The organism is Pedobacter roseus (assembly GCF_014395225.1).
Classification (GTDB): domain Bacteria; phylum Bacteroidota; class Bacteroidia; order Sphingobacteriales; family Sphingobacteriaceae; genus Pedobacter; species Pedobacter roseus.
The window spans coordinates 5,143,154-5,166,206 of record NZ_CP060723.1 but is presented as its reverse complement, the minus strand read 5'-3'; the positions used below and the strand labels follow the sequence as shown (position 1 = coordinate 5,166,206).

17 protein-coding genes are annotated in these 23,053 nt (G+C 40.5%); 12 read left to right on the top strand and 5 right to left on the bottom strand.

The features are described 5' to 3' along the window. The first annotated feature begins 242 nt into the window (after positions 1-242). Positions 243-677 (top strand): carboxymuconolactone decarboxylase family protein, encoded by a 435-nt coding sequence (locus H9L23_RS21270; RefSeq protein WP_187592209.1) that lies wholly within the window; start codon positions 243-245, stop codon positions 675-677. A 39-nt stretch (positions 678-716) separates the two neighbouring features. Here the strand turns inward: H9L23_RS21270 and H9L23_RS21265 are convergent, their stop codons facing one another. Both H9L23_RS21265 and H9L23_RS21260 read right to left on the bottom strand, forming a co-directional pair. Next, the gene (locus H9L23_RS21265) at positions 717-1,511 is read right to left on the bottom strand and encodes a rhamnogalacturonan acetylesterase (protein ID WP_187592208.1); all 795 of its coding nucleotides are present in this window, start codon (positions 1,509-1,511) and stop codon (positions 717-719) included. Positions 1,512-1,513: 2 nt separating this feature from the next. Then, entirely contained in the window at positions 1,514-3,169 is a 1,656-nt protein-coding gene (locus H9L23_RS21260) for a glycoside hydrolase family 43 protein (protein WP_187592207.1), read from the bottom strand. Between the two features lie 333 nt (positions 3,170-3,502). Here H9L23_RS21260 and H9L23_RS21255 point away from each other — a divergent pair, with 333 nt between their 5' ends. The 11 genes from H9L23_RS21255 (at position 3,503) to H9L23_RS21205 (ending at position 19,262) form a co-directional block, all read left to right on the top strand. Beyond that, a complete protein-coding gene (locus H9L23_RS21255) occupies positions 3,503-4,459 on the top strand; it encodes a pectinesterase family protein (protein WP_187592206.1) in 957 nt (318 codons plus the stop codon). Between the two features lie 159 nt (positions 4,460-4,618). Further along, entirely contained in the window at positions 4,619-6,289 is a 1,671-nt protein-coding gene (locus H9L23_RS21250; RefSeq protein WP_187592205.1) for a glycoside hydrolase family 28 protein, read from the top strand. A 5-nt stretch (positions 6,290-6,294) separates the two neighbouring features. After that, positions 6,295-8,226 carry a glycoside hydrolase family 88 protein gene (locus H9L23_RS21245; RefSeq protein WP_187592204.1) on the top strand — a complete coding sequence of 644 codons (1,932 nt, stop codon included), beginning with the start codon at positions 6,295-6,297 and terminating at the stop codon, positions 8,224-8,226. A gap of 170 nt (positions 8,227-8,396) precedes the next feature. Beyond that, positions 8,397-9,428: a pectate lyase gene (gene pelA / locus H9L23_RS21240; protein WP_187592203.1), complete on the top strand. Its 1,032-nt coding sequence runs from the start codon at positions 8,397-8,399 to the stop codon at positions 9,426-9,428. A gap of 78 nt (positions 9,429-9,506) precedes the next feature. Continuing rightward, a complete protein-coding gene (locus H9L23_RS21235) occupies positions 9,507-11,018 on the top strand; it encodes a tagaturonate reductase (protein WP_187592202.1) in 1,512 nt (503 codons plus the stop codon). Between the two features lies 1 nt (position 11,019). Further along, the gene (locus H9L23_RS21230; RefSeq protein WP_187592201.1) at positions 11,020-12,666 is read left to right on the top strand and encodes a UxaA family hydrolase; all 1,647 of its coding nucleotides are present in this window, start codon (positions 11,020-11,022) and stop codon (positions 12,664-12,666) included. A 172-nt stretch (positions 12,667-12,838) separates the two neighbouring features. Then, positions 12,839-14,239: a glucuronate isomerase gene (gene uxaC, locus H9L23_RS21225; RefSeq protein ID WP_187592200.1), complete on the top strand. Its 1,401-nt coding sequence runs from the start codon at positions 12,839-12,841 to the stop codon at positions 14,237-14,239. A gap of 114 nt (positions 14,240-14,353) precedes the next feature. After that, on the top strand, positions 14,354-15,409 hold the full coding sequence (locus H9L23_RS21220; protein ID WP_187592199.1) for a sugar kinase: 1,056 nt from the start codon (positions 14,354-14,356) through the stop codon (positions 15,407-15,409). Then, the gene (locus H9L23_RS21215) at positions 15,402-16,064 is read left to right on the top strand and encodes a bifunctional 4-hydroxy-2-oxoglutarate aldolase/2-dehydro-3-deoxy-phosphogluconate aldolase (protein ID WP_187592198.1); all 663 of its coding nucleotides are present in this window, start codon (positions 15,402-15,404) and stop codon (positions 16,062-16,064) included. Before H9L23_RS21220 ends, H9L23_RS21215 begins: the two co-directional genes overlap by 8 nt. A gap of 21 nt (positions 16,065-16,085) precedes the next feature. Then, positions 16,086-17,525, top strand: a complete 1,440-nt coding sequence (locus H9L23_RS21210; RefSeq protein WP_187592197.1) for an MFS transporter — start codon at positions 16,086-16,088, stop codon at positions 17,523-17,525. Positions 17,526-17,636: 111 nt separating this feature from the next. After that, the gene (locus H9L23_RS21205) at positions 17,637-19,262 is read left to right on the top strand and encodes an NADP-dependent glyceraldehyde-3-phosphate dehydrogenase (protein WP_138819016.1); all 1,626 of its coding nucleotides are present in this window, start codon (positions 17,637-17,639) and stop codon (positions 19,260-19,262) included. A 255-nt stretch (positions 19,263-19,517) separates the two neighbouring features. On the opposite strand, the gene H9L23_RS21200 is transcribed toward H9L23_RS21205, so the two are convergent. From H9L23_RS21200 to H9L23_RS21190, 3 genes are all read right to left on the bottom strand, one after another. Further along, positions 19,518-20,258: a rhamnogalacturonan acetylesterase gene (locus H9L23_RS21200; protein WP_187592196.1), complete on the bottom strand. Its 741-nt coding sequence runs from the start codon at positions 20,256-20,258 to the stop codon at positions 19,518-19,520. 5 nt (positions 20,259-20,263) lie between these two features. After that, a complete protein-coding gene (locus H9L23_RS21195; protein ID WP_187592195.1) occupies positions 20,264-21,286 on the bottom strand; it encodes a pectinesterase family protein in 1,023 nt (340 codons plus the stop codon). A gap of 110 nt (positions 21,287-21,396) precedes the next feature. Further along, positions 21,397-23,046 (bottom strand): fibronectin type III domain-containing protein, encoded by a 1,650-nt coding sequence (locus H9L23_RS21190; RefSeq protein WP_187592194.1) that lies wholly within the window; start codon positions 23,044-23,046, stop codon positions 21,397-21,399. Between the last annotated feature and the right edge of the window lie 7 nt (positions 23,047-23,053).

The window sequence follows — 23,053 nt, the reverse complement described above, 5'->3', positions numbered from 1 at the left end:
AGATCTGTGATTTCTGTGTTTCTGTGGCATAAATAATGTTTGTTGAGCCACCAAACAGTGTATTAGAGTCACTAAGCCATTGTGTGCGATGTGCTATCTGTGTTCCCGTGCCTCAGTGGCAAAAAATAATCTTTTTGGGTCACCAAACAGTGAATTAGCTCGATCATTCATTTCTTAAACTACATTAAGTTTTTTGTTTTTTTTGATGCCGACCTTTACATCGTAATCAAAAAACAAATAAAATGGAAAACAGAATTGATATCCCAAAAGTAGAACCTGCAGCTTACCAGGCCATGTATGGTTTAGAGAAATATTTATCAACCAGTAAGTTAGATCCAATCCTTTTAGAGCTGATTAAAATGCGTGCTTCGCAGATTAACGGCTGTGCATTTTGTTTAAATATGCACTCTACCGATGCCCGTAAAATAGGCGAAACTGAACAACGTTTATATCTATTAAATGCCTGGAGAGAAACAACCTTATTCACTGAAAAGGAAAAAGCAGTTTTGGCTTTAACAGAAGAAGTAACATTAATTAATCACCATGTTTCTGACACCACTTACCAAAATGTAGCAAGCTTTTTCAACGAGCAGGAGGTGGCACAGCTTATTATGGCCATTGTAACCATCAATGCCTGGAACAGGCTCGCAATTACTGCAAAAGTAATGGTAGGGTAGTTAATTTCAGACCTCGCAGGTTTTTAAAACCTGCGAGGTCTAATTTTGTGCTCCGTTAATCTTCTTCAATTCCTCATAAACCAACCGTGCAACTTCTTTAGCGCCTTCTGGCTGGAAATGCGTGTTATCTTTCTGCCCTTTCGGGTAAGCTTCATATTTTGCCGAATCTAAATTCATGAAATAATGTTTGCTTACAAATTCGTTTCCTTTGGTGATGAAAAAATCTGCTGAAAGCGAAGTAAGATCGATAATGGGTACGTGGAGCTCCTTTGCTATATCCTTTACCGCCTGTGGATATTCGCCATGTGCGCTGCCCAGTTTGCCGTCTTTCCATGGGTAATTGCGGGTAACAGGCGTAATAAGAACAGGCAAAGCACCTTTTGCTCTGGTTTCCTTCACATACATCCTTAAAAAATCTTTATAACCCGGAATATCTACGTAACGTTCAGGTTTATCTTTCGCCGCATCGTTATGTCCGAACTGGATCAATACCAGGTCGTTTTTGTCTAAAGTTGACAAAACATCTTTCCACCTGCCCTCTTCAAAAAAAGTCCGGGTGCTTCTGCCCCCTTTTGCCTTATCAACAACCAAAGCGCTATCACTTTTAATCAGTTTGTTTAATTTTTTTAAACTGTTTTTTGTTAAAAACTGTTGAAAAACCTGCCCCCATCCCGTAATCGGATATTTCTTCTGCATATAACCTTCATCCAAAGTATAATCTGCAACCGTAGAATCGCCGATTAAATAAACTTTAACAGGTTTAGGTTTCATGATGAAAGACATTAGTAAAATAGCACCAAATGCTGCGATAAGAAATTTATATTTTTTCATCATATTTATTTTAAAGGTTGTACGCGGAACCAATCATATTCAGCAATTCCAGAATCGTTTGTTTGGGTATCTCTAATGGCAAATAATCCCATTTTTGCACCGATCCATTGCCCGGCAGTGGCTTGAAATTCATCACCTGCATTAGTGAAATTGATGCCATCTTCACTATAACTAAACTGGCATTTTGCGCCGGCCGAAACTTTTACGCGAAGATAAACAGCCCCCGATCCGATAGCTGTCGGATTTAGTTTCGTAATCTCTTTTTCATTCTCTGCTTTTCCCTTATCCGCATTCTGGCAAACACCATACATGAGGTATAATCCGTCTTTTTTGCTTTTGATACTCATTTGCGCATAACTGCGTCCCATGATTACAAAACCAGTTTTTTCACCATCTAATTTTGGATTAGGTTTAAAATTGAGTTTCGTCGTTGCCATAAATTCATCAGCAGGGAATTTCTGCATTAACAGGTTCGGAACGTCCCAAAGATTTTTAGCCTCATCAGGAATTTTCGCCGTGTATAATTTTAACAAACCCTTATCTGCATCAGTAAACAACCAGGTTGGCTGCGGATTGGCCTGCCATTGCCACTGCAGACCTAATTTTGCAGTACCAAATTCATCACTTTCTATAGGTGTTTCAATTGGGAAGACCTTCCCTACATTTGGTTTTTTATAGTTAGCTACTGGCTCACCTTTTCCGTCTCCATCTGCATCGAGGCCAATAACCGGCCAGTTATTGATCCATTTCATGGGTTGCAGGTGTACCACCCGGCCGTAAGCATCTTTATCCTGAAAATGCAGAAACCAATCTTCGCCGGTTTGCGTGTTTACCCAGGCACCTTGATGTGGACCGTTTACCGCAGATTTTCCCTGATCCATGGCTACTTTTCTTTCATAAGGGCCATAAATATTTTTACTTCTTAGAATCAATTGCCAGCCAGTGGAAACGCCACCAGCAGGTGCAAACAGATAGTAATAGCCATTGCGTTTGTAAAATTTCGGGCCTTCTATGGTGGGATCAAGTTCGTGCCCATCATACACAATTCTGCCCGTTTCTGTCGCTTTTGAGCCATCGATAGTTAATGGCATAATCGCCAATAAACTTTTAATGCCTGCACGGCTACCTGCATAAGCATAAGCCAGATAAGCTTTGCCATCCTCATCCCAAAACGGGCAGGGATCAATCAATCCTTTGCCTTCGGCAACCAGTTTAGGCGCAGACCATTCGCCGGTTATGGTTTTAGCCTTGGTTAAATAAATACCAAAATCGGGATCCGGGTAATAAATGTAAAATTCGCCATTGTGGTAACGGATAGCAGGTGCCCAAACGCCATTGCCATGTTGTGTTTTTTCGAAATGCTGAAAGGGAGGCTGGCGTTTTAAGGCATGACCGATAATTTTCCAGTTGACCAGATCTTTAGAATGCAAAATCGGTAATCCGGGCACGGCATCAAAACTGGAGGCGATCATATAAAAATCGTCGCCTACACGTATGGCATCAGGATCGGAATAATCTGCATTAATCACCGGATTTTTATAAGTTCCGTTACCTAAATCAGACACCCAAACTTTAGAAACATAACGGTTATCTGGTGTTTGTTGGGCAAAGGCATTGATGCTAACACTTAAAAATAGGATTGAACTGTATAGATATTTCATCTTACACTGATGTTTTTTTAATATTTGGTCTTACGTCATTCCCGCGCAGGCGGGGATCTTAATGGGGCTTGTGGTTGGCATCAAGATTTTCAATTATTTGGGCATCAAGATGCGTCTATTGCCTATCAACAAGATTAAGCCTTTTTTTATTTTCAGGCAAGTTGTTATTGTGCAATCGTTCCCGACATCGTTTGCAATGTTTAATGTGCTAAAAACTTCTTCGGCCTCGATATTAATGTTTAAAATTGTTCATCATATATTTTAAAACACGGCTGCGTTACAAAGTTTATACTTTTACGTGGCCGATTTTAATTTTAGCCTAACCAAATTGATATGAGAGCAATCATCCTATTTTTACTGATAAGCATTTCATCGGCAGTTTATGCCCTGGATGTTAAACCCGATTTTGTGGTAGCTGCTGATGGAAGTGGAAATTTTAAAACCGTACAGGAAGCAATCCATGCTGTGCCCGATTTCAGGAACAAAACAACCGTAATTTTTATTAAAAAAGGCATTTATAAAGAAAAACTGGTATTGGCGGCCTCCAAAAAGAATGTGAAATTTATTGGCGAGAGCTTAAACGAAACCATTTTAACTTATGATGATTATGCGCAAAAGAAAAATACTTTTGGCGAAGAAAAGGGTACTTCGGGTTCATCAAGCTTTTACATTTATGGTGAAGGTTTTTCTGCGGAGAACATTACTTTCGAAAACTCATCTGGTCCGGTGGGGCAGGCAGTGGCCGTTTGGGCCGGCGGCGATAAACTGATTTTCATCAACTGCCGGTTTTTAGGTTTTCAGGATACACTTTATACTTATGGGGGCGGCAACCGTCAATACTATAAAAACTGCTATATTGAGGGAACAGTCGATTTTATTTTCGGCGCTTCTACTGCCTGGTTCGAAAGCTGCACCATTTTTTGCAAAAAAGCCGGTTACATTACAGCTGCCTCAACTGCCGATACGACAAAATTTGGCTACGTCCTCAACAAATGTAAAATCAAAGGAGATGCTCCTGCCAATAGTTTTTACCTGGGCCGCCCCTGGAGGCCTTATGCCAAAGTTGCCTACCTCAACTGCGAGTTGCCAGGTTTTATCCGCCCTGAGGGCTGGAATAACTGGGGGAAAGAAAGCAATGAAAAAACGGCTTATTATGCTGAATATAAAAGCACTGGAAAAGGCGCAGATCCTAAAAACAGGACTAATTGGTCGCACCAATTAACTGATAATGAGTATAAGGACTACATTTTGGAAAACGTTTTCCGCGGTTGGCATCCGGAAGCAAGATAAGTGTATTAAGGAATTGATATATAGCTGTTAAGCGCCTATTTATTGGCGCTTTTTCGCCTTGTTCTCCGGTAACGATTGCATAGATTTCTCTTCTGTTTTAACTGCAAACAACGTACACTTGTTATTACAATAACCAAGTATAATTTAACAGCGCAAATAATGAAACATATTTCTGGTGGTTTATGCCATATAAAAGTAGCTCTCGCATGCTTAATTTTATCTTCTGCAACCGCTGTGGCTCAACAAAAGCAAAGTTTACCCATTATACAGCAGGTTAAATTTAAAAAAGATACAACGAGTATTGTCAGTTTCGGGGCAAAAGGCGATGGCATTACCTTAAATACCGAAAGCATCAACAAAACCATTGCCAGCGTTAGCCAAAAAGGTGGAGGTGTGGTATTAATCCCCTCAGGCTTGTGGTTAACCGGCCCGATCGAGTTAAAAAGCAATGTAAACCTTCACTTAAAACGCGATGCCATTCTTCAGTTTACAGCCGACTTTAACCAATATAAACTCGTTCAGGGAAATTGGGAAGGTCAGCCTGCATGGCGGAACCAGAGTCCGATTTCGGGTGTAAACCTCGAAAATATTGCCATAACCGGAAGCGGGATTATTGATGGCAACGGCGGTGCCTGGCGTATGGTTAAAAAAGATAAACTCACCGAAACACAGTGGAAAAACCTTGTTTTATCAGGAGGTATCGTTAAAGCCGATGGCAAAATGTGGTACCCATCTGAGAAAACCGTTAAAGGCTCAAACACCAAAAATGCCGGCGTAATTGAGGCAGGTAAAACTGCTGCAGATTATGATGATATTAAAGATTTCCTTCGCCCCAATTTATTGGTATTAACGGGTTGCAAAAAAGTGCTTTTAGAAGGCGTTACCTTTCAAAATTCGCCAGCCTGGAATTTACATCCATTGCTCTGCGAAGATTTAACGTTGAGGAATTTACAGGTAAAAAACCCATGGTTTGCGCAGAATGGTGATGGTGTTGATGTAGAATCGTGCAAAAATGTATTAATCGAAGGCAGCACTTTTGATGTTGGTGATGATGGGATCTGTATTAAATCAGGAAGAGACGAAGCTGGCCGCAAACGTGGCGTACCCACCGAAAATGTAATTGTAAGAAATAATGTGGTTTACCATGCCCATGGTGGTTTTGTCATCGGAAGCGAAATGAGTGGGGGTGCTAAAAATATCTGGGTTTACGATTGTTCTTTTATCGGTACCGATATCGGTCTGCGTTTTAAAACCACGCGCGGTCGTGGTGGTGTGGTAGAAAATATTTACATCAATAACATCAACATGATCGATATTCCTGGGGAAGCTATTTTGTTCGACATGTATTATGCTGCGGTTGATCCGGTTCCTTTGGCCGGCGAAAAACGTGAAGCCATTAAAACCGTAACCGTTCCGGTTACCGAAGCTACTCCGCAGTTTAAGAATTTTTACATTAAAGATGTAGTGGCCAATGGTGCCGAAAAAGCAATATTTTTCAGGGGCTTACCAGAAATGAATATTAAAGATGTGCATTTGGAAAACGTAACCATAAAAGCCAAAAAAGGCATCGAAATTATTGAGGCAGCGGGGATTTTCCTGAAAAACGTAAACGTAATTACAGATAATGCCAGTCCGGTGGTGATGATTCAGAACGGCTCTAATATTAACATCAGCAACCTTAGTTATCCAGCTAACAGCAAAGTTTTATTTGATGTTTCTGGTGAAAAATCAAAAGGGGTAAAAATTAGCTCAACCGATGTGTCCAAAGCGAAAACAGCTTCTGTTTTAGGCACTGAGGTAGATAAAAAAGCACTGGAAATTTCAAAATAATAAAAATGAAGAGATCAATTTTATATACAGCAGCTGCCCTCATCGGTTTTTCCATTTTAGCACAAAGTGGATTTGCTCAAAAGAAATTATCAGAACAGTTAACCTTAACTGCGATGGAAACACTCTGGCAGGACACTACCGTTTTAAAAGGACCAAAAGGCCCGAGATGGTCCTACGATATGGGGGTGGTTTTGGAAGGCGCAGCAGCAGTTTGGAGAAATACTGGCGATGGAAAGTATTTTAAGTACATCCAAAGTTCGATGGATGCTTATCTGGATAAAGAAGGAAATATCACCACTTACAAGCCCGATGATTTTAACATCGACAACATTAAAAATGGTCGTTCATTATTATTGCTCTATAAAGTTACCGGACAGCAGAAATACTTGTTGGCGGCAACTAAATTATACGATCAGTTACAAAAACAACCACGTACCAAAGAAGGTGGTTTTTGGCACAAGAAAATTTATCCAAACCAAATGTGGTTGGATGGTTTATACATGGGTGAGCCTTTTTACGCAGAATATGCCAAACTGATGAAAAAGGATGCTGCTTTTGATGACATCGCCAAACAGTTTATCCTCATGGAAAAAAACTCCCGTGATGCAAAAACAGGTTTGCTTTACCATGGCTATGATGAAAGCAGAACCGAACAGTGGGCGGATAAAACAACCGGGCGCTCGCCAAATTTTTGGGCCAGGGCAATGGGTTGGTACATTATGGCTTTGGTAGATGTGCTGGATAATTTTCCGGCCGATCATCCGCAACGAAAAGAATTACTGGCCATTTTAAACCGTACAGCAACAGCGGCGGTAAAATACCAGGATCCAAAATCAGGTGTTTGGTTTGATATTTTAGATATGCCAGCCCGTAAAGGGAATTACCTGGAAAGTTCGGCATCGAGTATGTTTGTATATGGTTTAGCTAAAGGTGTACGTAAGGGTTGGTTGGCGCCGTCTTTTATGCCAGCTGCAAATAAAGGTTATGCGGGTTTAAAGAAAGAATTTATAGAAAAAGCAGGCGATGAAAGGGTAAACCTCACCAAAACTGTTTCTGTATCGGGCTTGGGCGGAAAACCAAAGTACCGCGATGGTAGCTTCGATTATTACATCAGTGAAAAAGTAATCACCAACGATCCTAAAGGAATGGGTGCATTTGTGTGTGCTGCTGCCGAAATGGAAGTCGACCAGTTGCCAAAACCTGGAAAAAATTTAACGGTTACTGTTGATAATTTCTTCAACAATGAATATATGACCGGTCCAACCGGAGATAAAATCCCTTTCCATTACCTATGGGAAGAAGATGATAACAATGGATTCTCTTTATTCGGAAAAGTATTTAACGATGCTGGTGTAAAAACCAGTACACTTAAAACTGCACCTACCGCTTCAAATTTAAAAGGGACAAACATTTATATCATTGTAGATCCGGATACCGAAAAGGAAACCGCAAACCCGAATTTCATGAATGCTGCACACGCCAAGCAGGTTAGTGAGTGGGTAAAAGCAGGTGGTGTTTTGGTATTGCTGTTAAATGATGTTGGCAACTGTGAAATTTCAAAATTCAATGTACTGCCAGAAACGTTTGGTATCCATTTTAATGAAGATAGCCGCAATAAAGTTCAGGGTGCAAACTTTGAACAGGGTGCAATAAAAATCCCGGCAGGCAATTCTATTTTCAAGACAGCCAAAAAAGTGTACATCAAAGAAATATCGACCATTGTGGCGAAAAGTCCTGCTGTTTCTGCTTTAACCGATAAAGGAGATGTGATTATTGCTACTGCAAAATATGGTAAAGGAACAGTTTTCGCAGTGGGCGATCCCTGGTTTTACAATGAATATATCGATGGTAGAAAACTACCTGCAGAATTTGAAAATTTTAAAGCCACGAATGATTTGGTGAACTGGCTGATCAAACAAGTACCGGGGAAGAAGTAAGGTTAACCACAGATGAAAAGGATGAACACTGACCACGGAGTGGAGACACGAACCATGGCGAATAAAAAAGAAAAGTCCTCCGTGTTAATCCGTGCCTCCGTGGCAAACAAAAACCATGGTACATACAAACAAAAAGAAAATTAGTGGTCTGGACCACGGAACAAATAAAAATGATGAAAATAAAAATATTGTTCACCCTAATCTGCAGCACTTTATTACTATCGTGTTATGCACAGCAACCTACCGATTCTACGGCAGAAAAAATGCTTGTTTATCAATTGGGCAATGGTGGCTGGCCAAAGCAACTGGACGATAAAAGTGTGGTTAACTACGGAGCAGCTTTAACACCTGAATTATTGGCGAAGATTAAAGCGACTAAAGATTTACACGCCACTTTCGATAACAAAGCCACCAGCAGAGAAGTGGTTTATCTGGTAAAAGCGTATAAAAAAACAAAGAACAAAACTTATTTAACCGCTGCCGAAAAAGGTTTAGATTATATTTTATCGGCTCAATATGCCAATGGTGGCTGGCCACAATATTATCCTGATAAAGCTTTGTACCGTTCAGAAATTACTTACAATGATGATGCAATGATCAATGTGCTGAACATTTTGCAGGATATTGCCACGCAAACGAACGATTTCGAAGTGGTAAATCCTGCTTACATCAAAAAAGCGGAAAAAGCAGTTACAAAAGGCATCGATTGTATTTTAAAAACTCAGGTAAAACAAAACGGTGTTTTAAGCATTTGGGCTGCACAGTATGATAAAGATTCGCTGTTGCCGGCAAAAGCCAGGGCATTTGAGCCAGCCTCCTTGAGCACAAGCGAATCGGCAGGGATTGTCCGCTTTTTAATGCGGATGAAAAATCCTTCTGCGGCAGAAAAAAATGCAATCACTGCAGCAATAAAATGGTTCGATACCTATAAAATTGCCGGCTACCGCTTCGATAGGCCGAGCGATCCTAAAACTAATATTAAAACCGCGGCTTTGGTTGCGGATAATGCCGCCAATACCTGGGCGCGTTTCTATGACCTTGATAAAAATACTCCAATTTTTGGTGACCGCGACAATACAATCAAAACAAAATTAGAAGAGTTAAGTCCTGAAAGGCGTAATGGTTATGCATGGTACGGCAACTGGGGACAAAAATTAATTGAAAAAGAATACCCGAAGTGGTTAACCACAAATGGGAAATAAATAAATTATAACTCGTCAAAAGGAAAATATAAATCTCACCTTGTGCCTTCGCGCCTTGGTGGTTAAATCACATTACCAATGATTTTAAACAAAGAAAATTTAATAAACATTAGCGGCGACAAGGTTACAAAACCTACTGCCGAAATTTTAGCCTTACCTGAAAAAGTAATCCAGTTTGGAACTGGCGTTTTACTGCGTGGCCTGCCAGATTACTTTATCGATAAGGCCAATCAAAAAGGCATTTTTAATGGTCGTGTTTTGGTGGTTAAATCTACCTCAAGAGGCGGATCTGATGAATTTTCGAAACAAGATAACCTATATACACTTTGCGTAAAAGGTATTGAAAACGGCGTTACTGTTGAAGAAAATTCAATCAATTCTTCAATCAGCAGGGTTTTATCTGCTTCGCAGGATTGGGCCGAAATTTTAAAAGCAGCGCATCAGCCCGAAATACAGGTCGTAATTTCGAATACCACTGAAGTTGGGATTGTTAAAAGCGAAGATAAAATCACCGATAATCCGCCACAATCTTACCCGGGCAAATTATTGGCTTTTCTGCACGAAAGATATAAAGCTTTTAATGGTTCAGCTGAAAGCGGAATGGTGATTGTACCTACAGAACTCATCAGCGATAACGCCGATAAATTGAAAGAAATTGTATTGGATCTTGCCATCCAGAATAAATTAGGCTGGGATTTCGAAAACTGGTTAAAAACTGCCAATCACTTTTGTAAAACTTTGGTCGATCGTATCGTGCCGGGAAAACTTCCGGCGGCAGAACAAAAAGCGATCGAAAACGAATTGGGTTACAAAGACGAACTCATGATCATGGCTGAACCTTTCAGGCTTTGGGCAATCGAATCATCAAGCGAAAAAGTGAAAGAGGTTTTATCTTTCGCAAAAGCAGACAAAGGCATTTTCATTGTTCCATCAATCGATAAATTTAAAGAATTAAAACTTCGTTTACTTAATGGCACACATACCATTAGCTGCGGTTTGGCCATTTTAGCAGGCTTTAATACGGTAAAAGAGGCAATGGCCGATAACGATTTCGCAAACAACGTATTAAAACTGATGAAAGAGGAAATTGCGCCTGTTGTGGTAAATGAAGATATTACTTATGACGAAGCCCTTTCCTTTGCCGAAAGTGTGGTCGATCGTTTCAGTAATCCTTTTTTAGAGCACCAATGGCAGGCTATTACCTTAAACTTCACTTCAAAAATGCAGATGCGCAACATGCCGCTCATCAGAAGGTATTATGCCTTAAAAAATGAAGTGCCACAACTTACCGCTTTGGGTGTTGCCGCTTATATTCTTTTTATGAATGTGAATAAAGACGGCGATACTTATACGGCCAGCGCTAACGGAAAAACCTTCCCAGTACAGGACGAATTTGCAGAAGTTTTATACGAATACTGGAAAAATCCTGAAACTGTGGTAGATAATACCCTTGGCGACAGACGCCTTTGGGATAAAAACCTGAACAATTACCCCGGCTTTAACGCAGCCGTAAAATTATACGTTGAATTATTACAAAATAAGGGTGCAAAAGAAACTTTAAGTAACTTGCATTCAGAAAGAACAATTTAAAATGGTTACTAGAATTTTAAAAATCCATCCCAACGACAACGTTCTTGTTGCCTTGCAAAACCTGGCAAAAGGCGAAACTGTTATTTACGATGGAAATGAATATACTTTACAGGATGATATCCAGGCTAAGCATAAATTTTTTATGCAGGATATGAATGCCGGCGATCACATTATTATGTATGGTGTACTGGTAGGAAAAGCACAGCATTTCATACTTAAAGGTGGGTTAATGGATACTGAAAATACCAAGCATGCCTCCGATCCTTACGAATTCCGCCCATACCATTACGAGTGGCATGCGCCCGATGTTTCTAAATTTGAAGGCCGGAATTTTAATGGTTATATCCGTAGCGATGGCCGTGTAGGAACTGCCAATTACTGGTTATTTATCCCGACTGTTTTCTGCGAAAATCGCAATTTAGATGTCATCCGTGAGGCTTTGCATAACGAATTGGGTTATGCCGTAACCGATAAATATAAATCGTACGCACACCAGTTGGTAGAGGCTTATAAAAATGGTGAGATTTTAGAAGAGGCCGATCCAGGTTCTATCGGAATGGCCAATCCGGCGGCCAACCGTGTTTTTAAAAATGTAGATGGTATTAAATTCCTGAACCATCAGGGTGGTTGCGGTGGTACCCGTCAGGATGCTGCTGTATTGAGCAAGCTTTTAGCCGCTTATGCCGATCATCCCAATGTGGCTGGTGTAACCGTGTTAAGCCTGGGCTGCCAGAATTTACAGGTGAAAGATTTTATGGACGATTTAAAACACCGTAGCCCTAATTTCGATAAACCATTATTCATTTTTGAGCAGCAGCAATCGCAGAGCGAAGAACAGCTGGTTAAAGAAGCCATCCGTAAAACTTTTATCGGTTTAACCGAAATCAATAAAATCGAACGTCAGCCCGCACCATTGAGTAAACTGGTTTTAGGCGTTAAATGTGGTGGCAGCGATGGTTTTAGTGGCATCAGTGCCAATCCTGCCGTAGGTTATACTTCTGATTTATTGGTGGCTTTAGGTGGGACCGTGCTTTTGGCCGAATTCCCTGAGCTTTGCGGTGCCGAACAACAACTAATCGATCGCACTAAAGACGAAACCGCTGCCCGAAAATTTATCCAGTTAATGACGGCTTACAACCAGGCAGCAGAAAATGTAGGTTCTGGGTTTTTTATGAATCCATCACCGGGTAATATTAAAGACGGTTTAATTACCGATGCGATTAAAAGTACCGGTGCAGCCAAAAAAGGCGGAACCTCACCAGTAGAAGATGTATTGGATTATACCGAACCCGCCACTAAGCCAGGTTTAAATTTGGTTTGTACACCCGGAAACGATGTAGAAGCCACCACAGGAAAAGCAGCCTCTGGGGCAACCTTAATTTTGTTCACTACAGGTTTAGGAACGCCAACAGGAAATCCGGTTTGCCCTACCATCAAGGTTTCAACCAATAATGCTTTAACCAAACGCATGGGCGATATCATCGATATCAACTGTGGACCAGTAATCGAAGGAGAAAAAACCATCGAGCAGATGGGAGAAGATATCCTGGAATATTGTATTAAAGCGGCCAGTGGTGAAGTAATCCCTAAAGCAGTGTTGCTTAACCAGGATGATTTTATTCCATGGAAAAGGGGAGTTAGTTTGTAGTCCGGAGTCTTAGACCCAAATGCCGTGGTCTGTGTCCTCACATACCACCAATAGATAAATCATAAATTCAATTCCGGTTTGTGGGGACACAGACCGGGGCTAAATAAAAAAATTAATAGATAATCGTTTTAATTATCTCAAACCGATTACCTAATGTCTCAAATCACATAGCATGAAACCTTTTTTAGACGAAAATTTTCTTTTGCAAAACAAAACAGCAGAAAAGCTCTACCACAACTTTGCAAAACCGTTGCCTATTATCGATTACCATAATCACCTTATTCCGGAGCAGATTGCCAATAATACCCAGTTTGCCAATATCAGTCAGGTTTGGTTGTATGGCGACCATTATAAGTGGAGGGCCATGCGTGCCAATGGTGTGGATGAAAAATACATTACCGGCATTGGATCAGATTATGAAAAATTTGAGAAATGGGCAGAAACTGTTCCTTATACCTTACGTAATCCATTATATCACTGGACACACTTAGAACTTCAACGTTATTTCGGTGTAACTGATTTACTTTCGGGCAAAACGGCACAGAAAATTTATGATGAATGTTCTGCAAAATTGCAAACCCCAGAGTATTCTGTGCGTGGTTTATTAGCCAAAATGAATGTAGAGGCGGTTTGTACCACCGATGATCCACTAGATAGCTTAAACTTTCACCAGCAGTTGGCAAGAGAAGGTGCAAATTTGAAAATGTTGCCTGCTTTCCGTCCGGATAAGGCCATGAACAGTGACGATATTGAGGGCCTGAACGAATATATCGATAAACTGGAAAGTGTGGTTGATAAAACGATCAGCAGTTTTCAAGACTATATCGAAGCCTTAAAAAGCCGTCACGATTACTTTGCTGATAATGGTTGTTCAGTTTCCGATCATGGTTTAGAACAGATCTATGCCGAAGATTATACGGATGCTGAAATCTCATCCATTTTTGATAAAATTCGTGCTAAACAAGGTATTTCTTACGAGGAAAACCTGAAATTTAAATCGGCCATGCTGGTTTATTTTGCTGAGTGGGATCATGAAAAAGGCTGGGTGCAACAATATCACCTTGGTGCTTTGCGTAACAATAATGCCCGTATGTTAAGGCAATTAGGTCCGGATACCGGTTGGGATTCGATAGGCGATTTTAGCCAGGCCCGTATGCTTTCTAAATTTTTGAACCGTTTGGATAATCAGGATAAACTGGCCAAAACCATTATTTATAACCTTAACCCTGCCGATAACGAATTAATTGCCACCATGATTGGTAACTTTAACGATGGTTCTGTTGCCGGTAAAGTTCAGTTTGGTTCGGCCTGGTGGTTTTTAGACCAAAAAGACGGTATGATCAAACAATTAAACGCACTATCGAATATGGGGCTTTTAAGCCGTCTGGTAGGTATGCTTACCGATTCGCGCAGTTTCCTTTCTTTTCCCCGTCACGAATATTTCAGAAGGATCGTTTGTAACCTGTTTGGAGAGGATATCGAGAACGGCGAATTGCCTAACGATTTGGAATGGGTTGGCAAAATTGTTCAGGATATTTCGTACTTTAACGCAAAAAATTACTTTAAATTTTAACCAAAATCAGGCTTTAGGACGGTATTTCATTGGAATCAAATCATTTCAATCGTTTTCCTTCCATTTTCATACCGTTGCAGAAAACAGCATGAAATACGCCGATTAGATATAAAAATGAGCACCCAAATATTCGCTTCATCACAAAAAGGAAAAAAAGTTTTAAGCTTTGGTGAAATACTTTTGCGCATCTGCCCTGATATGGATGGTGCCTGGTTAAAAGAAAACAAACTTCCGTTTTATGTTGGCGGTGCAGAGCTGAATGTAGCCACTGCACTGGCCCTTTGGAATGTTCCTTCGGCCTATTTATCAGCTGTACCCGATAATTCGGTAACGAGGGAAATTGTTGAATATCTTGATGCCCGTAATATTGATACCACGCCGATGGTTTACCATGGCGAACGTTTGGGTTTGTATTATCTCCCGAAAGGAAAAGACCTTAAAAATGCCGGTGTAATTTACGATCGTGCGAATTCTGCTTATGCTGATTTAAAGGTTGGCCAGATCAACTGGGATACAATTTTTGAAGACGTAAGCTGGTTCCATTTCAGCGCAATATGCCCGGCAATCAATCAATCTATTGCTGATGTTTGTCTGGAAGCTTTAAAAGCAGCAACTGAGCGGAATATCACCATTTCACTGGATCTGAACTACCGCGCCAAACTTTGGAAATACGGTAAAGATCCGATTGATGTTTTGCCAGAACTGGCTCAATATTGCACCCTGATTATGGGCAATGTTTGGGCAGCCAATAAAATGTTGGGTACTGCACTTCACGAAGATTTAACACCAACCGAGGGTTATGCAAAAGAAACGTTACTACAACAGGCAACAGATACTTCTAAAGAAATATTAAGTTTGTTTCCGGCATGTAAGGCGGTGGCCAATACTTTTAGGTTCGATCATGGCAAAGGCATCAGGTATTACACGGCCATTTATACCGATGGTGAATTAACCGTATCGGAAGAATATGTTTCGGACGAAATTTTAGATAAAGTAGGCAGTGGCGATTGTTTTATGGCAGGTTTGATTTATGGTTTTTACAACCAGTTATCGGCCAAAGAAACCTTAAATTTTGCCACAGCGGCAGCTTACGATAAATTATACATTCCAAGTGATGCTACAACCAGTACCGTAGCTGATATAGAAAAAAGAATAATACGCAATGATTAGCAACAAGCACAAAATTTTAGATGCCATTTTAGAGCAGGGTATGTTACCGCTTTTTTATCAGGATAGCGAAGCAGGTAGCGTTGAAATATTACGCACGCTGTATAAAGCGGGCGTACGTGTTTTCGAATATACCAACCGTGGCAAATCGGCCTTGCCGAACTTTAAAAAACTAAAGGAAGTACGCGATGCCGAAATGCCTGATCTTTATCTGGGTATCGGAACCATTAAAACCCCTGCTGATGCAAATGCTTTTATAGAGGCGGGAACAGATTTTATTGTGGCACCGATCGTAAATCCGGCTGTGGCCGAAATTGCCAACAAAATCGGAATGCTGTGGATTCCGGGCTGTATGACGCCGACTGAAATCAGCGTAGCCCAGGAGCACAAAGCCATGCTGATCAAAATTTTTCCTGCCAATATTTTAGGTCCGGAGTTTATTTCATCAATTAAGGATCTTTTCGCCGGACAGCTGTTTATGCCGACCGGTGGAGTAGAAATTAATGCCGATAACTTAAAAACCTGGTTTAAATCTGGTGTTTGTGCGGTTGGTATGGGAAGTAAATTAATCAGCAAAGATGTGATGAGTAAAGGACTTTACGAGGAGTTATTCGACAATACCAAATTAGCGCTTGATCTAATCCAGCAGAGCAAATAAAAATTTAACAAACCTAACCAAATGAACCAACCCCAAACAAGCAAATATAGATGGACCATCTGTTTGCTGTTATTTTTAGCCACTACGATAAATTATTTAGATAGACAGGTCCTTTCTTTAACCTGGACGGATTTTATTAAACCGGAATTTCATTGGGACAATAACGACTATGGAAATATAACGGCCCTGTTCTCTATTTTTTATGCCATATCGATGCTTTTTGCTGGTCGTTTAGTTGATAAACTGGATACAAAAAAGGGCTTTTTATGGGCCATTGGTGTTTGGTCGGTAGGCGCCTGTTTGCATGCTTTTTGTGGTATTGCAACTGCAGGTATCATCAATGGAAACTGGTTTGTAGGTTTTGAAGGTGCTAAAGAAATTATTGCCCGTGTTAACGATACAGGTTTAGTGGTTTCGGTAAGTGTTACGCTCTTTATTTTTGCCCGTTTTGTATTGGCGGTTGGAGAGGCTGGAAACTTTCCCGCTGCAATTAAAGCCACTGCCGAATATTTTCCTAAAAAAGATAGGGCATTTGCTACCAGTATATTTAATGCGGGCGCTACCGTTGGTGCATTGGCTGCCCCTATTACCATTCCTTTTATCGCCAAAGCTTACGGATGGGAAATGTCGTTCATTATCATTGGTGCATTGGGTTTTATATGGATGGGCTTATGGGTTTTCGTATATAACAAGCCAGAATTACATAAACGGGTAAGCGCTGAAGAATTGGCCTATATTCAACAAGATGTGATCAACGACCGGAAATTGGCCGATTACGTTGAAGAAACCAAAGAAAAAGTTTCGTTTATCGATTGTTTTAAATACAAGCAAACCTGGGCTTTTGCCTTTGGTAAATTTATGACTGATGGCGTTTGGTGGTTCTTTTTATTCTGGACCCCTGCTTACCTGAAATCGGTTTACGGAATGGATTCTACCCAAAGTGCATTACCATTATTTGTGCTTTACATGATTACCCTGCTTTCGATTATCGGAGGATGGTTACCCACTTATTTCGTTGATAAAAAAGGCATGAATCCATACGAAGGCCGGATGAGGGCCATGTTGATTTTTGCATTTTTCCCGCTATTGGCTTTGGCCGCACAACCTTTAGGTCACATTACTTACTGGATTCCGGTAATCATTATCGGTATCGCAGGTGCAGCCCACCAGGCATGGTCGGCAAATATATTTTCTACTGTGGGCGATATGTTTCCTAAAAAAGCCATTGCAACAATTACCGGTATAGGTGGTATGGCGGGTGGTTTAGGCTCTTTCATCATCAATAAAGGCTCTGGTTTGCTGTTCGATTATACGGGCAAAAACGAGATTGTTTTTATGGGTTTTAAAGGTGAAGAAGCTGGTTATTTCATTATCTTTTCCATCTGTGCGGTATGTTATTTAATCGGCTGGACAGTAATGAAATCCTTAGTGCCAAAATATAAAGTAATCGAACTAAAATAAACCAGAGGCTGATGTAAGGAAAGTTTTCCGGACCATCAGCCTTTTTATACAAACGAATCTATACTTAAACGATAGATTTAACATTAATTTAACCCTAACAACAACTTAAAATTGAGTACAACGCTAAACCTCGAAAGTATTTTCGTTGAAGAGAGCCAGATTCCAGATGAATTTAGGCTCACGGAAGAAATCAATCAAAAGGAGTTTCTATCAAATGGAGAGATGAAACCATGGAACGGACCGTTTAATGAAGTTTTTTCTCCAGTATGCGTAAAAACCCCTGAGGGTTTGAAACGAAAGCGTATCGGTAGTTTCCCGGTATGTACAGAAAAAGAATCTACAGAAGCTTTGGATGCCGCCGTAGCCGCTTATGACAACGGTCGCGGACAGTGGCCAACCATGAGCGTTGCCGATCGCATTGCCTGTGTAGAAAACTTTACCCATAAAATGATTGAGCAAAAAGAAATTGTTGCCAAGCTCATTATGTGGGAAATCGGTAAATCTTATGCCGATTCGGTAAAAGAGTTTGACCGTACAGTTGAATACATCTATGCGACCATCGATGCATTGAAAGATATCGACAGACAGTCATCACGTTTTGAAATTGAGCAGGGAATTGTAGCCCAGGTGCGCCGTTCTCCGCTTGGTGTAGTGCTTTGCATGGGCCCGTTTAATTATCCTTTAAACGAGACTTTTACTACGCTCATCCCGGCTTTGATTATGGGCAACACGCTTTTATTCAAACCACCTAAGCACGGTACTTTATTACATTACCCTTTGTTAGAAGCTTTCCGTTCCAGCTTTCCTAAAGGTGTGGTGAATACCATTTATGGCCGCGGCAATACCATTGTTCCGGGATTGATGAAATCAGGAAAAATCAATGTGCTTACTTTGATTGGTTCGAGTAAAGTAGCTAACGAATTAAAAAAACTGCACCCTAAAGTAAACCGTTTAAGGGCTATTTTAGGTTTGGATGCCAAAAATGCAGCCATCATCACCAAAGATGCTGATCTTGATTTAGCGGTTTCTGAAACCGTTTTAGGTTCACTTTCTTTTAACGGACAACGTTGTACCGCGATTAAAATCGTTTATGTACACCGCAGTTTGGCACAGGAATTTTTAAAGCGTTTATCTGCAGAAGTAGAAAAACTGAAATTCGGTATGCCATGGGAAAAAGGCGTAAACCTTACGCCATTGCCTGAGCTGAATAAACCAGAATATTTAAAAGAATGCATTGATGATGCGGTTTCGCACGGAGCGAAAGTGGTAAACAAAAATGGTGGACAAACTTTAGAAACTTTTGTTTATCCTGCCATTGTGTATCCTGTTAACAGCAACATGAAACTATATCGCGAAGAGCAATTTGGTCCGATTGTGCCGGTTGTACCTTTCGATGATCTGGAAGAACCTATTGAGTATTTAATCGGTTCGCCACACGGCCAGCAGGTGAGTATTTTTAGCAACAATGCTGCGGTAATTTCTTCACTGATCGATCCTTTGGTTAACCAGGTAAGTCGTGTAAATATCAATTGCCAATGTCAGCGTGGCCCAGATGTATTCCCTTTCACCGGTCGTAAAGACAGTGCCGAAGGAACACTTTCTGTAGTGGATGCTTTGCGTTCATTCTCGATCCGCTCTTTGGTGGCTACTAAATTTACAGAGGATAATAAAAAGTTACTGAATGAAATTGTGAGGGGAGATGATTCGAACTTCTTAAGTACGAAGTATATTTTTTAAAAGATCAGTTTATAAAACCAAGCCGCAAAAACATGGATGTTAATCCGTGGATTTGCGGCTTTTTTCTGTCATTCTGAACGTAGTGAAGAATCTCCAAACGATGAAAAGCAGAACCCAAATTAACCTATCTCTTAAGATGAGATTACTTGAGAGGTTAGTACGCTTAATAAAAGGATCCTTCACTGCGTTCAGGATGACAAACTCAATTTTAGCTCTAACTCTAAGGTTGGTGACTCACCAACCTATCTAAGAACATTATTTCAAACTCTTTGCTAAATTCAACTTCAACTCTTTAATTCCTTTCACTACCAATCCTGCAACCTGTTTAGCACCTTCCGGACTTAAATGCGTATCGTCTTTTTTGCCTTTTGGATAATTTACATTTCCCGAATCAACATGGTTGAATAATTTAATTGAAGGCTCATCTCCCAAACGGGTCAATAAACTTTCTGTTTTAGCCAGCATATCAATTAAGGGTACATTTAGCGAATCGGCCACCTGACGGGTTATGCGGGGATAATCGCCATGCGAATCGATTAAAACACCATTTTTGAAACTTCTGCGCGAAATAGGCGTGAGTAAAACCGGAAAAGCTTTTTTGCTCCGGGTTTCTTTTACATAATTCACCAGATTGATCTTAAAATCGGCCAATGAAACTCCAACTGTTGGTTTGTCAACTTTTTCATCATTATGTCCAAATTCTATAAAAACATAATCACCTGGCGCCAACTGTGCCAATATCGGATCCCAACGTTTTTCGGCCCTGAACGATTTGGTACTTCTTCCATTTAAAGCCCGGTTATCAACCGTAACATCGGTTTTAAAGTATGCTTGTAAAGCCATGCCCCAACCGGTCTCCGGATAAGCTTTTTCTTCTTTATTGGCCGCGGTAGAATCGCCGATGATATACAGCTTTGTTTTCTTTTGAACAAAAGTAAAAGAGAATAGAACAGCTAAAGTTACTGCCGCAAAAATCTTAAGGAAATTCGTTTTCATTTTAATTAATTTATAAATGGGTTCCATTGATCTGCCCCACCCAATATATTTTTTAAAGTATAATTTTTAGCCTCTTTATCAGTGAGCTGTTTCGTCCAGGGTAATCTTGTTTTAGGCGATGCTCCTGCGCCGGTATTCTTATATTCAGCATAAAAAACCGTTAATTCTTTATCGGGGAACATCTTATCGCCTTTCCAGGCATTCCAGCCCTCAGGTAAAATGTGTTTTCCAATTTCGCAGTTTAAGAATACTGTTTTTGCATAAGGTCGCCATGGCCTGCCTAAATAAGCCTTCGTTACCGCGGTATCTGCAATGAGCTTACAATTTAGAAAAACAAATCCGAATTTCTGCTGTGCAGAAGTAGAGGCTGCCGTAACATAAGAGTCACTTAAACTCTTGATTGTACAATTCTCAAAAACAACGGTGGCTTTGCCAAAAATAAAATCGGTTGTACCCTCTATATAGCAGTTTTTATAATATTGACGGCTATTTTCGATAGCAGCATAAAGCGTATCCTGATTGCCCAAAAACCTGCAGTTTTTTGCTATAAAGCGATCACCTTCTACGTGCAGCGCAACAGCCTGGCCAACACGGCCGGCTGAATTGATGATGGTTAAATTTTCGAGGTGAATATCATTCCCTTGTACCAATACGGTAAAAGATGTATAGGTGCTGAATTTCGCATTACCAAACTGGTCTTTACCTGCTGGATTTGGCTTACCTGAATAATCGTCGAAAGTAATGATGGTATTTTCAGGATTTTCCCCAATAATAGAAATCCTGATTTTCCACGAAGGGATAATCAGTTTTTCTTTATATATGCCCTTTTTAACATAAATCTTAACTTCTTTCTCCCCCAAATCCCTTACCGAATTTACAGCTTCCTGAATGGTTTTATAATTTGCACTGCCATCTTTTGAGACGGTTATTGTTGATGGGTATTTGGGATCCTGGGCATTGGCGTAAATAAAGGATAAGGTATTTAAAAAGAGTAGCGTAATCAGTTTAAAATAAGGTATTCTTCTCATTATGGTCAGTTAATATTAATGTTCGTCATACCTCCTCGCAGTGACAAACTTTTGCTATTTAAATTTCATTAAAAAAGGGCAGATTAAAAACCTGCCCTTCGTAAAATAAATTAATATGCCCACCTGGGGTCACCAATTGGCCCTCCGGTGCTTCCTGCGCTTCTTAATGGTGATGCAGCAGGCAAAGTAAAATCAGTTGTAGTGGCTGTCCAGCCTGCATTGATACTTTGGTTGCTCGCTAAAGTTGCCGTTCCAAAGGTTAAGGCTGTTCCACCAGTTAATGCAGTGAATAAATTGAAATAGTTGCTGTTCGAAATTCTTAATGTGCTTCCCGCTCCTGTACCCCTAATGGCAGCAGCATTTACGGTACCTGATTTTGGTGTATTTGCTAAAATGCTGTTTTGGATAGTAAAGTTGATCGGATTTGCATTGGCATCTAACAAGGCATACTTTGCATTACCACCAAAGCCATTAAAGGTAGAGTTGGTAATCGAAACCGTTGGAATAACATCTCCTGTATAGGTGGTACTTGCGGTAACTAAGCCCGGACCAGCGTTATAAAAAGTAGATTTAGAAACGGTAATGGTATTAAACTGCATTTTGTTTACATGGAAGGTATAATACGCCGAAGAACCATTTGCGCCCATATCATATACAATAGAGTTGTTCACTGTAATACCAGTTATTTTAAAATCGCGTGCTGCTGTTCCCCTGTCTCCACGTAAAAAGGCCGTTATAGCACCGTGGGCAATGCAATTATCTACTACCACATTGGTAAAAGTTGCTGCGGTACCATTTGATGCCTGTGTACCAATAAAGTTAATAAAATAAAGTGCTCCTGCTGAAGTTCCATCAAACTCAATGCCCGATAGGGTTACGCCTGCACCTGTTCCTTCTAAATCTATTTCTTTAAAATTAACCTTCGTGTCGGTAGGATTGCCAGAGGTAGATTTGATGGTAATGGTTTTTTGGGTAATAAAAGTGGATAATGCGGTGATGTTGTAAGTACCGGGGTTTAAACCAATAACTGCACCATTGGCTGCTGAAGTAATCGTGGCGGCCAGGTCATCACCCGGATTTAATTTTACCGTGTAAGTAGTAGGTGCAAGGGTGGTAAATGTGGTAATTCCTTTGCTCTTGGTGCCTGCAAACAGTTCCGCAGTGTACTTTGTGCCAGCGGTTAATCCTGTAATGGCTTTCAAACCTGCAGATGCGTCACCAGCGCTTAAAGTTGTAGTAGCAGCAGCACCTGTTGCCGGAGTTAAAACAATTGATGTTAGGCCAACTGTAGGCGTATAACGCAGGGTAATACTGTTTTCTTTAATCTCGTTATCCCTGATCAGTAAAAACAATTGAATACCTGTTAACTGGAAAGCACTGCTCCTTACGTATTTCGATTCAGGCTGACTTTCTGTTGCATTGGCCTTTACCCTGGCATAATATTTTGTCCTAACGGCTAAATTATCTTCAGTTACCGTTACCCCAGCCGTATCGGCCGTGGTGGTGTAGTTCACCGTTGCAAACAGCGAATCGGTTGAAAAATCGATACTGTATTTAAAGGTTTTTCCTGTCGACATTAAAGGGGTAGTCCAGGTTAACTTAGCCGAAGTTTCTCCTGAAGTAATTTTTATATCGCTGGGCTTAAATATCCTGGCGGGATCTGTTGGTACATCATCTTCTTTTTTGCAAGAAGAAACCACCGTAACCATTAATGATAAAATGATCAGTTTAAGCCCTAATTGATTGATAATTCTTTTCATGATTGAT

Bases quoted from the DNA above. Each gene is read 5' to 3' on its own strand.
- H9L23_RS21260 (WP_187592207.1), bottom strand. From the start codon at position 3,169: ATGAAATATCTATACAGTTCAATCCTATTTTTAAGTGTTAGCATCAAT.
- H9L23_RS21200 (WP_187592196.1), bottom strand. From the start codon at position 20,258: ATGAAAACGAATTTCCTTAAGATTTTTGCGGCAGTAACTTTAGCTGTT.
- H9L23_RS21215 (WP_187592198.1), top strand. From the start codon at position 15,402: ATGATTAGCAACAAGCACAAAATTTTAGATGCCATTTTAGAGCAGGGT.
- H9L23_RS21195 (WP_187592195.1), bottom strand. From the start codon at position 21,286: ATGAGAAGAATACCTTATTTTAAACTGATTACGCTACTCTTTTTAAAT.
- H9L23_RS21250 (WP_187592205.1), top strand. From the start codon at position 4,619: ATGAAACATATTTCTGGTGGTTTATGCCATATAAAAGTAGCTCTCGCA.
- uxaC (WP_187592200.1), top strand. From the start codon at position 12,839: ATGAAACCTTTTTTAGACGAAAATTTTCTTTTGCAAAACAAAACAGCA.
- H9L23_RS21220 (WP_187592199.1), top strand. From the start codon at position 14,354: ATGAGCACCCAAATATTCGCTTCATCACAAAAAGGAAAAAAAGTTTTA.
- H9L23_RS21265 (WP_187592208.1), bottom strand. From the start codon at position 1,511: ATGATGAAAAAATATAAATTTCTTATCGCAGCATTTGGTGCTATTTTA.
- H9L23_RS21255 (WP_187592206.1), top strand. From the start codon at position 3,503: ATGAGAGCAATCATCCTATTTTTACTGATAAGCATTTCATCGGCAGTT.
- H9L23_RS21230 (WP_187592201.1), top strand. From the start codon at position 11,020: ATGGTTACTAGAATTTTAAAAATCCATCCCAACGACAACGTTCTTGTT.
- H9L23_RS21270 (WP_187592209.1), top strand. From the start codon at position 243: ATGGAAAACAGAATTGATATCCCAAAAGTAGAACCTGCAGCTTACCAG.
- H9L23_RS21235 (WP_187592202.1), top strand. From the start codon at position 9,507: ATGATTTTAAACAAAGAAAATTTAATAAACATTAGCGGCGACAAGGTT.
- H9L23_RS21210 (WP_187592197.1), top strand. From the start codon at position 16,086: ATGAACCAACCCCAAACAAGCAAATATAGATGGACCATCTGTTTGCTG.
- pelA (WP_187592203.1), top strand. From the start codon at position 8,397: ATGATGAAAATAAAAATATTGTTCACCCTAATCTGCAGCACTTTATTA.
- H9L23_RS21245 (WP_187592204.1), top strand. From the start codon at position 6,295: ATGAAGAGATCAATTTTATATACAGCAGCTGCCCTCATCGGTTTTTCC.
- H9L23_RS21190 (WP_187592194.1), bottom strand. From the start codon at position 23,046: ATGAAAAGAATTATCAATCAATTAGGGCTTAAACTGATCATTTTATCA.